At 60.2% G+C, this 14,812-nt stretch carries 8 protein-coding genes; 5 read left to right on the top strand and 3 right to left on the bottom strand.

Translation table 11 applies throughout. The features are described 5' to 3' along the window. Positions 1 to 9: 9 nt before the first annotated feature. Positions 10 to 750 carry a sirohydrochlorin chelatase gene (locus HMPREF2842_RS02570; RefSeq protein ID WP_065423850.1) on the top strand — a complete coding sequence of 247 codons (741 nt, stop codon included), beginning with the start codon at positions 10 to 12 and terminating at the stop codon, positions 748 to 750. Between the two features lie 138 nt (positions 751 to 888). Here the strand turns inward: HMPREF2842_RS02570 and nirD are convergent, their stop codons facing one another. Next, entirely contained in the window at positions 889 to 1,215 is a 327-nt protein-coding gene (nirD, locus tag HMPREF2842_RS02565) for a nitrite reductase small subunit NirD (protein ID WP_049350096.1), read from the bottom strand. A gap of 546 nt (positions 1,216 to 1,761) precedes the next feature. On the opposite strand from nirD, the gene nirB reads away from it, so the two are divergent. Together nirB and cobA are read left to right on the top strand one after the other, a co-directional pair. Continuing rightward, positions 1,762 to 4,431, top strand: coding sequence for a nitrite reductase large subunit NirB (nirB, locus tag HMPREF2842_RS02560; RefSeq protein ID WP_070642522.1), 2,670 nt, complete (start codon positions 1,762 to 1,764; stop codon positions 4,429 to 4,431). A 1-nt stretch (position 4,432) separates the two neighbouring features. Then, positions 4,433 to 5,344 carry a uroporphyrinogen-III C-methyltransferase gene (cobA, locus tag HMPREF2842_RS02555; RefSeq protein WP_070642518.1) on the top strand — a complete coding sequence of 304 codons (912 nt, stop codon included), beginning with the start codon at positions 4,433 to 4,435 and terminating at the stop codon, positions 5,342 to 5,344. A gap of 313 nt (positions 5,345 to 5,657) precedes the next feature. On the opposite strand, the gene HMPREF2842_RS02550 is transcribed toward cobA, so the two are convergent. Beyond that, complete coding sequence (locus HMPREF2842_RS02550) at positions 5,658 to 6,623, bottom strand: DUF6318 family protein (protein WP_070642513.1); 966 nt, start codon at positions 6,621 to 6,623, stop codon at positions 5,658 to 5,660. A gap of 337 nt (positions 6,624 to 6,960) precedes the next feature. Next, positions 6,961 to 7,905: a DUF6318 family protein gene (locus tag HMPREF2842_RS02545; protein WP_070642510.1), complete on the bottom strand. Its 945-nt coding sequence runs from the start codon at positions 7,903 to 7,905 to the stop codon at positions 6,961 to 6,963. A gap of 1,461 nt (positions 7,906 to 9,366) precedes the next feature. Here HMPREF2842_RS02545 and ileS point away from each other — a divergent pair. Then, positions 9,367 to 12,708 (top strand): isoleucine--tRNA ligase, encoded by a 3,342-nt coding sequence (gene ileS, locus HMPREF2842_RS02540; RefSeq protein WP_070642507.1) that lies wholly within the window; start codon positions 9,367 to 9,369, stop codon positions 12,706 to 12,708. Between the two features lie 132 nt (positions 12,709 to 12,840). Continuing rightward, complete coding sequence (locus HMPREF2842_RS02535; protein ID WP_070642503.1) at positions 12,841 to 14,505, top strand: bifunctional folylpolyglutamate synthase/dihydrofolate synthase; 1,665 nt, start codon at positions 12,841 to 12,843, stop codon at positions 14,503 to 14,505. Positions 14,506 to 14,812 lie beyond the last annotated feature (307 nt).

Here is a 14,812-nt window from a genome sequence, read left to right as displayed (position 1 = left end):
AATGGAAATATGACTATTCTGAATGTAATCGCAACCTCGCACGGCACCGACTCGGTCGCCGGTCGCGAGGCTATTACGCTGATTCGTGAGCAGATCAAGTTCCTGCTCGCGCAGCGTAACGACGGCGTGGAGTACCGTATCCACGCCGCATATGTGGATGTGGAATCTCCCAGCGTTGATGATGCCGCAGCCTCTCTGCCCAATGATGAGCCCTGCGTGATCGTGCCGATTCTGCTGTCGACCGGTTTCCACACTCAGGTGGATTTGCGCCGTGCCGCACGCAATAGCGGTATTGAGCGTATTAGTATTGGCGAGTCTCTGGGCCCGGATGCGCGCCTTGCCGCACTGACCCGCGCCCGCCTGGAAGAGGCTGGTTGGACTCCCGGCGACGGCCCTGTTGTGCAGGGTGCTGCGGGTTCTTCTCGTGCTGATGGCCGTGCGGACATGAGCCGTGCCGCTGAGTTGCTGGCTGAGGAACTGAACACCCCGGTGCATCACGGCTTCGTTGCCGCTATCGATCCGAAGTTCCACGAGGTTGTTGCCGAACATCAGCCTAAGTTTGCCGCGACCTACCTGCTAGCGGAGGGTTTCTTCGCCGGTAAGATGCGCCGTGATGCTGAGTCGACCGGTGTGCCGGTGAAGGTTGCCTCGCCGCTGGTGAACGCGCAGGGTGGTGCTTCTGCTGCCGTGGTGGCGGAGTGCTTTATTGACCGCATGGATGCCGCTATTGCCCAGCTGGATGCCGCCTAGATGACTTAAAATCAGGCTAGTGCGCTCGCTGTTCACTCACCTGATTCGGGGCTTCTGAAAATCCATACAAAAAACCTCGGGACGTTATGTTCCCGAGGTTTTTTGTGTTGCTGTGTTTGAGTTGTGAAGTGTGAGTGTTTAGGCGGTCTTGAGGTAGACGTCGCCGTCGCGGACCTCTACGGGGTAGACCTTGATGGAGTAGGAGGGGTCAGAGACGCACTCGCCGGTGGTCAGGTCGTAGACCTCCTTGTAGAGGGGGGAGGTGATGGTGGGGTTGCCGTTCTTCTCGCCGACGATGCCGCGTGCGAGGACCAGTGCCTGGCTGTGCGGGTCGAGGTGGTCGCTGGCGAAGATGCCGTGCTTGGTCTTGTAGATCGCGTACTGGTAGCCGTCGACCAGGGCGACTTCACCCCAGTTTTCTTCGAGGTCAGATTCGGCGCAGATGCGTACCCAGTTCTCAGCCATGGGGGTTTCCTTTCGAAGTGGTGGTCTGCGCCGCGCGGGGTGCAGGACACAATAGCGGTTCGTGTGTTCTTTGTTTGGAGTTTACCTTATGAAACCCACATTTGGAAATGGGGCACGCGGAGGGTGCTAAAGGTTATTTTTACCCTAAAAAGACGACCTTGAATTTTGTAGATTAGCCTTACCTAATTTAATTTCAGGTAAGGTAAGAATACCCTATTTCAGCCCGATATTCCGCGGATTTTTTAGAAAATTTTCCCAAAAAATGCGGATTTTCGATGCCTCGACCCCGCGCTAGAGTGTACGATAAAAGTCGTAGTTTAAAACGCCTTTTGACTGCCTGAAGAAAACAACATAATCCCACACAAAAATGTTTCGTAATTTTCAGATGCATTCTAAAGAAGCGGGTGCTTCAACTACTCGGTACGCATCAGGTACGAGCCCAACGGTACGGAAACTAGGAGTTCCAATGCTGGGCACGATCCAGTCGCACACTGAGGGTAGATAAGTGCCATGAACTACCTGCATTACAACTAGGAAGGAAAATCCATGTCGCACACCCCCCGCAACATTCTCGTTGTCGGCGCAGGCCCCGCTGCGTGGCGTTTTGTACGCGCGTACCACGAAGGCGCTGAAGCTGCCGGTCGCGCAGCGGACACCATCACCGTCCTCAACGATGAGCCTTACATCCCCTACGACCGCGTTGCTATCGAGCAGATTTTCAAGGACACCGAGAAGGACCTGACCCTCGGTGATCCCGAACTGTGGAATGCAGAGAACATCAACCTGGTCAACAACTGCCACGCAGAGAAGCTTGACCGCACCCGCCGCGTTGTTACCGACACCGAGGGCAACGAGTACCCCTACGACGTGCTGGTCTTCGCGACCGGTTCCCGCGCGGTTCGTATCCCCATTCTTAACTCGGACGCCGCACACGTCTTCCGCACCATTGACGACGTGAAGAACATGGTCTCCGAGGTCAAGCGCCTGCAGTCCACCCTGGGCCGCGCACCCCGCGGTATCGTCGTCGGTGGCGGTCTGCTCGGCCTCGAAGCAGCTGAGGGTCTGAAGGACCTGGGCGCAGAGCCCACCATCCTGGATGTGGCTCCCTGGCTGCTTTCCGTTGAGGTTGACCAGGGTGGCGGTTACGCCGTGAACGCCCAGATTAAGGCAACCGGCATTGAGATTGAGACCGGCGTGTACATCTCCGGCATCAACAAGGATGCTGACGGCAACGTCGTCTCCGTCTCCATCGCAGATTCTCCCTCTGAGGATGCAGAAATCCGCACCCTGCCCGCCGACATGGTGGTCTTCGGTGCCGGTATTCGCCCCAACGACGAGCTGGCACGCGACGCCGACCTGGCACTGGGCGAGCGCGGCGGTATTCTCGTCAACGACGCATGCCACTCCTCCGACGAGCACATTTGGGCTATCGGTGAGGTCGCCTGCGTGCTGGGCCGCACCTGGGGTCTGGTCGCACCGGCTAACGCTATGGCTGATGCTGTGGCAGCTAACCTGCTCAACGACAACGAAGAAGCTCAGGTTGAAGAGTTCGACATCGCAACCAAGCTGAAGTTCTCCGGCGTTCAGGTGGCTGGCTTCGGTGACCGCCGCGGCACCACCGAGGGCTGCCTCGAGGTTCTGTTCGCAGACCCCGCACGCGGTATGTACCAGAAGATCGTGACCAGCGGCGACGCAAAGACCCTGCTCGGTGGCGTGTTCGTCGGTGACACCGCTCCCTTCGACTCCCTGAAGCCCCTGCTCGGTCGCGAACTGCCCGCTGAGCCGAACGTCTACCTGACCGCAGCTGGCGGCGGCGACGGCATCCCCGACACCGAACTGCCCGACGACGCAATCCTGTGTTCCTGCAACAACATCAGCTTCGGCGCTGTCCGCGAGGCTATCGTTGACGGCAACCACGATGTTGCATCGCTGAAGTCCTGCACCACCGCGGGTACCCAGTGTGGTTCCTGTGTCCCGATGCTGCAGAAGACTTTGGAACAGCAGATGAAGAAGATGGGTCTGACCGTCTCCAAGGCACTGTGTGAGCACTTCGACTTCTCCCGTGCTGAGCTGGCTGAGGCTGTGCGCCTGACCAGCCTGGATGACTTCGACTCCGTGCTGGCACGCTTCGGCCGCGGTGGCGACGGCTGTGCTATCTGTAAGCCGACCGTTGCGTCGATTCTCTCCTCCTTCCGCAACTCCTACGTCCTGGACGCAGGCCGCGGTGGTATTCAGGAGACCAACGACCGTGCGCTGGCAAACATGCAGAAGAACGGTACCTACTCCGTCGTTCCGCGTATTCCCGCAGGTGAGATTCCCGCTAAGAAGCTGGCTGTTATTGCAGAGGTCGCTGACGAGTTCGGCCTGTACGTGAAGATTACCGGTGCGCAGCGTATCGGTATGTTCGGTGCTCGCCTGGAGCAGCTGCCCTACATTTGGGAGCGTCTGGTGGATGCTGGCTTCGAATCCGGTCAGGCATACGGTAAGTCCCTGCGTAACGTGAAGTCCTGCATGGGTTCGACCTGGTGCCGCTTCGGTGTTCAGGACTCGACCGGTATGGCAGTCAAGCTCGAGAACCGTTACCGCGGTCTGCGTTCCCCGCACAAGTTCAAGTTCGGTGTTTCCGGTTGTAACCGTGAATGTGCTGAGGCACAGGGCAAGGACGTTGGTCTGATTGCAACCACCAACGGCTGGAACCTGTACTTGGGTGGTAACGGTGGTGCGAACCCCGCTCACGGTCGCCTCTTCGTCAAGGACGCCTCCAGCGAGGACATCATCCGCTACATTGACCGCTACCTGATGTACTACATCCGTACCGCAGACAAGCTGCAGCGTACCGCTCGCTGGCTCGAGGATCTGGATGAGGAGCACGGCGACGGTCTGGCACACCTGCAGTCCGTCCTCATTGAGGACTCCCTGGGCGTGTGCGAGGACCTGGAGCGCGACATGCAGCGTCACGTTGACTCCTACGAGGACGAGTGGGCGGCAACCCTGCGCGACGAGCGCCGCCTGCGCCGCTTCCGTGCCTTCATCAACGAGCCCAACGGCAGCGACGAGGGTTCGCACCTGTACGTGCTGGAGCGCGAGCAGATTCGCCCCGCAACCCCCGAGGAAATTGCGGCGGCAGAAGCTGGCGAGTCCAACACCGTCCTGCTGACCGGTGCCAAGATTCCCGTGGGCAAGCCCAGTGACCTCAACCCGGTCCCGGCAGCGTAGTATGTGCCCGAAGATTCCTCCGTTCCCGCCCCGCGAGTTCGCCACTATTGACGAAATCCTCGCGGGCGGGGCGCCCGGGCACACCCTGGACGATAGCGTGACGGAACGCGGCATCCTTCTGCCCGGCGAGCCTGCTGAGAACCCCGGCAAGGTCTACATTGTGGGTGGCGGCCCCGGTGCCGCTGACCTGCTGACCCTGCGTGCGGCACGTGCCCTGAGTGAGGCGGACGTGGTTCTTCTGGATCACCTCGCCCCGCAGGAGTACGGTGAGTACGCGCCGAACGCCCTCATTGTTGATGTGGGCAAGGTTCCCGGTAAGCACGCTGTTCCGCAGTCCCGCATTCAGCAGCTCATGATTGATTACGCGCTCTCGGGTAAGACCGTGGTGCGTTTGAAGGGTGGCGACCCGTACGTGTACGGTCGCGGTGCTGAAGAGCTGGATGCGTGCATCGCCGCAGGCCTGGAGGCTGAGGTCATCCCCGGCATTACCAGCGCCATCGCGGTTCCTGCGCGTGCGGCGATTCCGGTGACCCTGCGTAAGGTATCCTCGATTTTCACCGTCATTTCTGGTCACTCCGGCCTGTCGGAGACCGAAGTGTCGGCGGTTGAGGCGACCCTGCGTGCCCAGGGCACCGTGGTGCTGCTGATGGGCGTTCGTACCCTGCCCGATACGGTGGCGTCTCTGCTCTCTCGTGGGATTGAGGCTGACACGCCGCTGGCAACCATTGAGAACGGTTTCTCTGAGAAGGAGCGCGTGACTGTCACGACCCTTGAGAACGCTCAGGTAGATTGCGCATCGGTTAGGGCGCCGGCTATTACCGTCATCGGTGAGGTCGTGCATTATGCTCGCGATGATCAGAACCGCTTTGTGAGCGAGGTTCACGAGCGTCTGCGTGAGCGTTCCACCTCCTAGAGGTGGTGCGCTAGATAGCGCGGTGCGTTAGATAATATTGCGCAGCCCCGCATCCTTGGTTTTTCCTAGTTGCCAAGGAGCGGGGCTGTTGCTGTGCCTGCTGTTATTGCTGTGCGTGCAGATGCTAGATGTTGGGCGGCTGAGGCGCTCGCAGGCGGAGTAGCGCCGGGAATGCCGCGGCGCAAAAACAGCGTCAAAAAAACATATGAAAGCGGGGCGGGTATCAGTTGATACCCGCCCCGCTTTCGTCAGGGGTATTGCTCTCAGAGCCTAGTCTCGGAGCTTAGAGTCTCAAATCCTAGAGCCTCAGAGCCTAGACCTTGAAATCGCTGCTGCTACCGGAGCTAGAGCCACCGGAGCTGCCGGAGCCGCCACCGCTAGACTTGCTTGCAGAAGCAGAGGGACCCTCAAAGACCTTGCGGAATTGGTCGCTGTACTCCGACACGAAGTACTCGCGGCTGGTCACGCGCCACTTGCCCTCGGCGTACACCACGTAGATCACGACATCCAGGGTGCTTGCCTTCTGAACCTCACCCGTGCCCTTCTGGTAGATGGTGTATTCCTTGACGACATCCCGGCAGGGGAACGCCACAACAGCCAAATCGGAAGAGGCAAGAGCCTTCGCATCGAGATCGTCACGGATGCTCAGCTTACTCTCGTAGTCCTTAGTCCAACCACCCGCAGCGTAGAGCTTAGCAATAGCCTTCAGATTGTTGACCAGACCGCTGTCAGCGCCGTGGACCAGACCCTTGAGGTACTGCAGGTCGCCGTTGTACATCGCAGCAATGTACGCGCTCTGGTAAGCAGCCAGGGTCTTGTAGGCGCCCTCGAGACTGACGGTACGCTGAGCCACCGTATCAATGACCGGGATCGGGACGTTCTTCGCGGGGGAGGTGTCGGTCGGCTCAACATAGTGCGCAATGGCGGGCTTGTACTCGTACTTGACGTCGCCAATGTACTTCTTATAGTCCTTCAAGAACTCGTCGGACGGAATAATCTTCGCGCTACTACGGCTTGACGAGGACGAAGACGAAGCGGAGGCCGAAGCCGAGGCAGACTCAGAAGGCGAAGCCGACACAGACGCCGAGGGGGAGGCGGAGGCGCTCGGGGAGCCGGAGAAAGTGTCGCCGCTACCGGTGGGGCGAATATCCTTGTTGAAGGCGCATCCTGCTAGAGCCAAAGCACCGGCGGTCAGACCGCCAAAAAGAACGGTGCGGCGGGTCAATCCGTTTCGGTCGTTAGCAGAGAAGCTGGTGTGTGCACTCGGCCGGAAGGACATGGTATCTCCTGAAAGTGGTTGATCGAGGTAGCTCGCTTCACAACGCTGTGATGCGTACGAAAGGATCCGCCTCATCGTTTTTGTATTGTGTGCGGTACAGGGGGGGTACCGGGATACGGGTGTGCCGGAGCGTGAACTGCGGCGGTATGAAGTATCCACTTCTTACTATAGAAGACTGGTTTTAAAACTTCGTCAAAAAACCCTGAACATTGTCTTTAAGACGCAATAACCCAAAGTCGGTGAGGTGCAGGGGAGTGCGCCTCCTCGACTTTGGGCTAGTGCATATGGAATTGATGAGACGGGCTGCTCTCGACTAGGGTATTAGACCCCTGCGGATTTAGACCTTAGTGGAGCCGCGACCCGAGGACGAAGAACCGCTAGAACCTGCGGAACTGGAACCAGCGGAACCAGCGGAACTAGAAGAGTCGGAAGAGCCCTTGCCGCCATTCAGACGCTCGTTCAGATAATCGTTGCCGATTCGCCACCACTTACCCTCGGTGTAGAGCATCACGTGCGGAATGGCTACCTGAGTAATCGCCGGTATCTTGCGTTCGGTGCCGTCCGGCTGATGGATGGCGGTGGCAGAATACTTGGCGTCCATCATGATTTCTACGTAGCCGTCACCGTTCTTCAGGGCGGTTCGAGGCTCCGTATTCCGCATGGAAATGCTGCACGTGAAGTCCATGTACCAGCCGTTCTGCTCATACAGTTCCTTGACTGCTTTAACCTCGTCGATGGCGCTCTTGTCTGCCGGGTAGGTCAGCTCAATCGCCTGATCTGCATAGTGGCCATCCTTGAGCGCGGTGATTTGAGCACTGTAGTAGGCACGCAACGTCTCGTAGGCGCCCTGGAAGGTCGGTTCTTCACGGTGCGGAACGGTCTTGAGGGGCTTAGGTACGTTCTTCGCAGGGGAAGAATCCGTTGCGGGCTGGTACTCGCCCATGTATTCGCCGGTCAGCTTCAGAGGGCCGGGGTACTTTTCCCAACCCTCAACAAGTGCGTCCTCAGATACGGGTACGCGTGCCGCGCTGGACGAGCTGCTCTTAGCGCTTGCTGATGCGGTCGCCGAAGCAGACTGTGAAGCAGACGGCGAACTAGACGCAGAAGCGGTCGCGCTCGCGGAAGGGGTGGGGGAGCCTACCTTAGCTTTTGCTTCTTCGCTCAGCGGGCGAATATCGGAGGCGCAACCGGCCATGAGGGAAACCGCGCCACCGAGCAGCAGGGTACGGCGGCTCATAAGGCGGGAAACGGCGGAACGGGTGCTCGAAGAGGGTGAGAGCATCGGTGAACTCCTTGATTATTCCCGAGGCGGGCTCGGGGCACCCGGCGGCGGGCGCGTGGTTGTATGGCGTGTTGGGTGAGGTCGTGAAAGGGGGTAAAACTTCAGGCAAATGCCGCGGTTTCAGTCCACATCCGGAAGTGACCTCGGGCGCGTACATGCTGCTGGTGGAGCGAACGGATACGCGGTGAACTCATCTTTGAGACTGCTATGTTCACACTCCGGTGAGAGGGTAGATGCTATCGAATCATCATTGATGTGTTGCACGATTCATTTTAGACTACTTTGAATTCAAAATGCACGAAAATACACCTTAGTAATCTCTGTGAGTCTATGGATCACTCAAGATATCAATCACCGTAAAGTATTGCGACTATGCTCTGTTGATGGGGAGCTATTTGATGAGGTGGATGCTTTGGTGAGAGGTGGCGCGCATGTTAAATTAAGTGATTTCAATCATATTTATGGTCTGAAAAATGAAAGAGTCTCACCCCAGTGTTCGCAAAAGATGGGGGAGAGGAGAGGGATTGGCTCAACCTTCTGGTTGTGAGGAGGCCTTCAGTAGTTCAGGAGAAATACCCGATTCAACAAGGGGAAACCCGCTCAACAATTCCCAAATATGCACTCTATTCACCCGCTATGCATTGCTGAATCATTCAGAAAAACCGGTTCCCACACGGGGTGTTGAAGAGATGAAAACGTGCAGGGGTGAATATCTAGTGGAATTACATCGGTGTTCACCCCATATCTTGTGGTTGCACTGACTGCAATCCCATGGGCTCCCACGAAAAAATCGAAACCCACTTAAAGCAACACCGGGGGAATGCAAAAACATACATCCTTAAACACGCCCGAGCGTGGGGTGAGGCAAGACCCCTTAAGCCCCCTACTCGCTCTAAATATCGCCGAACGAAGAACCATTCTGTTTTGTGTCCCCGGCATCGGCGCATCTGAATAGTACTGTTCAAACCCACACCCCGCGGGGTTGCATACAGGCACAAAAGCCACATAAACTATTAGTGTTTGCAACGACCCGGCCATCACCGGCGAGCAATTCGGAAGAACGGACCGCACCTGCGGGCACCCGCCAATCGCTGCGGCGAGGGTGTCTTAGCGGAAGAGATGTAGTCCCAGTAGAACCGGACGGTTAAGCCCGATATAGCTGTAATAAGCGACTGATACCCGCCCAACGCGCCGCTCTTCCGGTGGCTAGGTATCGCGGACACGCGACACCCCGCTAGCCCCGGGAGGGTTCGGTGCGTTGAGCTGTTAAATCAGTAAGCAAGGTGGTACCGCGCCGCATCCCGACCCCCGGAACAGCCCGGGCAGGTCAGTGATGCCCAGGCGTCCTTGCACCCGTCATGTCAATCCTCACCCGCTGAAACGGTGCGGACGACGAGTGCTACGTACCCTGTCGCCCCAACCTCTCAGCGTTGAGAACAACAGATAAGGGCGCACAAACACATGTCCCATGTTTACCCCAAGGCGAGCGCCTTCGAAGCCGCAGGAAGCGGCGTCACCGCATCGCCCAAGTTCCCCGCACTCGAAGAGGCAGTCCTCGACTACTGGAAGAAGGACAACACCTTCTCCGCATCCGTCGAGAACCGCCCCGCAGGCGAAAACGGCGAAAACGAATTCGTCTTCTACGACGGCCCTCCCTTCGCTAACGGCCTGCCCCACTACGGCCACCTGCTCACCGGCTACGCCAAGGACCTCGTCGCACGCTACCAGACTCAGCGCGGCCACAAGGTAGAACGCCGCTTCGGCTGGGACACCCACGGCCTGCCCGCAGAACTCGAGGCAATGAAGCAGCTCGGCATGACCGACAAGCGCGAAATCCTCGAAATGGGCATCGACAACTTCAACGACGCTGCCCGCGCATCCGTGCTCAAGTACACCAACGAGTGGGAAAAGTACGTCACCCGCCAGGCACGCTGGGTCGACTTCGAAAACGACTACAAGACCCTGAACGTTGAGTACATGGAGTCCGTCATCTGGGCGTTCAAGCGCCTCTACGATAAGGGCCTGACCTACCAGGGCTTCCGCGTGCTGCCCTACTGCTGGAAGGACGAGACCCCCCTCTCCAACCACGAGCTGCGCATGGACGACGACGTGTACAAGGACCGCCAGGACCAGACCGTCACCGTCGCATTCCGCCTCACCGCAGACACCGCCCTCGGCGCTGACGAGAAGGTCGCCGCAGAACTCGACGGCGTCGAAGCACTCGCATGGACCACCACCCCCTGGACCCTGCCCACCAACCAGGCGCTCGCCGTTGGACCCGAGATTGAATACTCCGTCGTACCCGGTGCAGGCAAGTTCGAGGGCCGCTCCTTCCTAATCGCCTCCGACCTGCTCGGCTCCTACGCCAAGGACCTCGGCTACGAAGGTGACAACCCCGCCGAGGATGCCGCCGCAGCCGTCACCGCACGCTACACCGGCTCCCAGCTCGAGCACGTGCGCTACACCCCGCTCTGGGACTACTTCGCGGACACCGAAAAGTGGGGCACCGAAACCTCCTGGCAGATCCTCGTCGCCGACTACGTCACCACCGGTGACGGTACCGGCATCGTCCACCAGGCACCCGCCTACGGTGAAGACGACCAGAAGGTCTGTGAAGGCTACGGCATCCCCGTGATCCTCTCCCTCGACGAAGGAGCAAAGTTCCTGAACCTCTTCGCCGAGCCCACCGCCTCCGGCTCCACCGCCCTGGCTGAGATTGCAGGCGTGCAGGCATTCGACGCGAACCGCACCATCATCAACGCCCTCAAGGCAGACGATGTGCTGATCCGCGAGAAGTCCTACGTGCACTCCTACCCGCACTGCTGGCGCTGCCGCACCCCGCTCATCTACCGTGCAATCACCTCCTGGTACGTGAAGGTCACCGACTTCAAGGACCGCATGTACGAGCTGAACAAGCAGATCAACTGGATTCCGGAAAACGTGAAGTACGGCCAGTTCGGCAAGTGGGTTGAGAACGCACGCGACTGGTCCATCTCCCGTAACCGCTTCTGGGGCTCCCCGATCCCCGTGTGGGTTTCGGACGACCCGAACTACCCGCGCATGGACGTGTACGGCTCCCTCGAAGAGCTCAAGGCAGACTTCGGCCGCCTGCCCCTAAACAAGGACGGCGAACCCGACCTGCACCGCCCGTACATTGACGAGCTGACCCGCCCGAACCCGGACGACCCGACCGGCAAGTCCACCATGCGCCGCGTGGAAGACGTGCTCGACGTCTGGTTCGACTCCGGCTCCATGCCCTACGCACAGGTGCACTACCCCTTCGAGAACCAGGAATGGTTCGAGAACCACTACCCGGCAGACTTCATCGTCGAGTACATCGGTCAGACCCGCGGCTGGTTCTACGTGCTGCACGTACTGGCGACCGCGCTCTTCGACCGCCCCGCGTTCAAGAACGTCATCAGCCACGGTATTGTGCTCGGCTCGGACGGCCAGAAGATGTCCAAGTCCCTGCGTAACTACCCGGACGTCTCCGAGGTCCTCGACCGCGACGGCTCCGACGCAATGCGCTGGTTCCTGATGTCCTCCCCGATCCTGCGCGGCGGCAACCTGATCGTGACCGAACAGGGTATCCGCGAGGGTGTTCGCCAGGTCATGCTGCCGCTGTGGAACGTCTACCACTTCTTCGCCCTGTACGCTAACGCCGCCAACAACGGCGAAGGCTACAGCGCAAAGCTCAAGTACGACTCGCAGCACGTGATGGACCGCTTCATCCTCGGCAAGACCCGCGAACTCATCGAGCAGGTCACCGCAGCGATGGACTCCTACGACATCTGGAACGCCTGCGAATCCCTGCGCCAGTACGCCGACGCACTGACCAACTGGTACGTGCGCCGCTCCCGCGAGCGCTTCTTCAACGAAGATACCGACGCATTCGACACCCTCTACACCGCACTGGTGACCGTGTCGAAGGTCGCCGCGTCCCTGCTGCCGCTCAGCAGCGAGGAAATCTACCGCGGCCTCACCGGTGAACGCTCCGTGCACCTGGCTGACTGGCCCGAGGCATCCGCTTTCGCTGACGAGTCTGACCTGCTGGCTCTCATGCAGACCGTGCGTGAGGTCTGCTCCGCAGGTTCGGCACTGCGCAAGGAAAAGAAGATCCGCGTGCGCCAGCCGCTGCAGAAGATGACCGTGGCAATCGCACCCGAGCAGTTCGCTGCCCTGGGTACCGCTTTCGGTGAGAAGGGCGCGGAGTACTTCGCGAACATCGTCGAGGACGAGTTGAACCTGCGCCAGGTGGAGCTGGTCAGCGCCGACACCGTCGACCCCGCCGACTACGGCATCTCCCAGCAGCTGAAGGTCAACGCACGTGCGGCAGGTCCGCGCCTGGGCAAGCAGGTGCAGGTTGCCATTAAGGCATCCAAGTCCGGTGACTGGACCGTGACCGAGGACGGTACCGTCCTGGTCGGCGTGGCAGCTCTGGACGGCGGCCTGGCTCTGGAAGAGGGCGAATACGAGCTGGCAACCGTGGTTGCCGCTGACGCTGAGGGTGCTGAGCACACTGCGGCTGCGGTTCTGCCCGGCGGCTTCCTGGTCCTCAACATTGAGCTGACCGACGAGCTGGTTGCCGAAGGCATCGCCCGCGACACCATCCGCGCTATTCAGCAGGCACGTAAGGACGCCGACCTGAACGTTGCGGACCGCATCAACCTGAGCATCGCGGCACCGGAGGAAACTCTGGCAGCTCTGCGCACCAACGAAGCACTGGTGACCGGCGAAACCCTCGCCGTGTCCCTGCAGCTGAGCGAAGCAGCCGAGCTGAGCATTAGCGTAGCCAAGGCATAAAACGCCTGAATCGTACGGCCGTCCCGCCCCCTTGATTGGGCGGGGCGGCCCGTCGTCTATCCCGCCGCACGGTTATCCCGCCGCACGGTGGGCCCCTGCCGGCACTGACCGGCTATCCCAGTGAGGAGAACAATGAGCGAGAAGAATTACCCCGCAATTCCCGACCCCGAGGGCGTGGAGCGGGTCTACGGTGAACTGCTGGCGCGAGCACCCGAAAACAAGATGTCGCCGCGCCTGGACGCTGTGGCGCGCGCCGTCGAAATCCTCGGCGACGTGCACCGTGCCGCGCCGGTCATCCACATCACCGGCACAAATGGCAAGACCAGCACCGCCCGCATGATTGAGGCGCTGCTGCTCGGCCACGACCTGCGTGTGGGCCGCTTTACCAGCCCGCACCTCGAGAGCGTCACCGAGCGTATCTGCATTAACGGCGCGCCCGTACCGGACGCCACCTTCGTGCGCATTTGGGAGGAAATCGCCCCCTACCTGCAGATTGTGGACGCGGAGATGACCTCCCGCGGCGAGCCCGCCCTGACCTTCTTCGAGTCCGTTACCGTGCTCGCCTTCGCGATTTTCGCGGACGAGCCGGTGGACGTGGTGGTGCTTGAGGTCGGTATCGGCGGCACCTGGGATTCCACGAACGTTGCCGACGGCGTGGTTTCCGTGGTTACCCCGATCGGTCTGGACCACACCGACATGCTGGGCGAAACCCTCGCCGAGATTGCGACCGAAAAGTCCGGCATTATCAAGCCCGGTGGCTTCCTGGTTTCTGCGGCACAGGACCCGGAAGCGGCGGACGTGCTGCTCGCCTCCGCCCGCGAGAAGGAAGCATCCTTCGCCTTTGAGGGCGTGGAGTTCGGCGTTGTCTCCCGTGAGCTTGCGGTCGGCGGTCAGCTGCTGACCCTGCGCGGACTGGCGGGCGAGTACCCGGATGTGCCGCTGTCCCTGCACGGTGCGCATCAGGCACAGAACGCCGTGGTGGCTCTCGCCGCCGTGGAGGCGTTCTTCGGCGGTCAGCGTCAGCTGCCCGAGAACGTGGTGCGTACCGCGTTTGAGACGGTGCGCTCGCCGGGCCGTCTGGAGGTTGTGCGCACCGAGCCGCTGACCATCCTGGATGCGGGCCACAACCCGCACGGTGTGCGTGCGTCCGCGGCTGCGCTGACTGAAGCGTTCAAGCTGTCCCACCTGCACGCCGTGGTCGGTATTTTGGGTGAGAAGGATGCTCTGGGCATGTTTGAGACCATGCGCGAAGAGTACGTTGACGCTTCTGACGGCACGTTCCGCCTGTACTTGGCGGCGTCGGATTCGCCGCGTGCGATTGCGCCGGAGCGTCTACACGAGCTGGCGCTGGATGCGGGTCTGGACGAAGACTCGATTGAGGTGTTTGAGCACCTGGACGAGGCGATTGCCACCGCCATGGAGAACGCACTCTTTGAGCAGGAGTCAGCGGGTGTGCTGATTACCGGTTCGATTACGGTCATTGGTGAGGCGCGTACCCTGCTGGCGGCGCATGAGGAGGCGAAGACCCCCGGCGCTGAGGCTGAGGAGCTGCCGGATGAGCTGCCCGCCGAGGCTGGCCTGTACGCCGGTTCTGCGGGCGCGGCGTCGGCTTCGACTCTGGCTGCCGCGGCCGCTGAGGCTGCTGCCGCCGAGCCGGATGAGCTGCTGAACGACATCATGGCCGAGTTGGGTGGCGAGTCTGCGCCGGGTTCTTCGCTGGAGGACTCGCTGGGCCTGCCGCTGGGTGATTCGTACACCGATGATTTCTTCGGTGACGATGACTCCGAAGACGAATAAAGCCCACTGAGGTTATTGATGAGAAAGCGGGGCGCCGCTCTCCGGTTGGTTTTACTGGGCTAGTATTACCGGCTGGGGGAGCGGTGCCCCGCTTTTTCGCACCCAGCCTTTTTGTGCCTCCGCCTTTCTGTCTTTTGCCTCTGCCCTCGCGCTCCCACTCGAACCCCACTTGAACCCACGTTCCCTCACGCGTTCCCAGGGGCTCTCACGCAACCCCAATCGCCCGATTTTTTTCGGCATACCCCACCCCCACCCACCCAAAAATCGAAAATAACGAAAATTTGCGGGCACCGGGGCGCAAAACCGG

The organism is Rothia sp. HMSC069C10, assembly GCF_001812205.1.
Lineage (GTDB): Bacteria > Actinomycetota > Actinomycetes > Actinomycetales > Micrococcaceae > Rothia > Rothia mucilaginosa.
The sequence above is the reverse complement of the archived record's forward strand: the minus strand, read 5'-3'. Positions and strand labels throughout refer to the sequence as shown.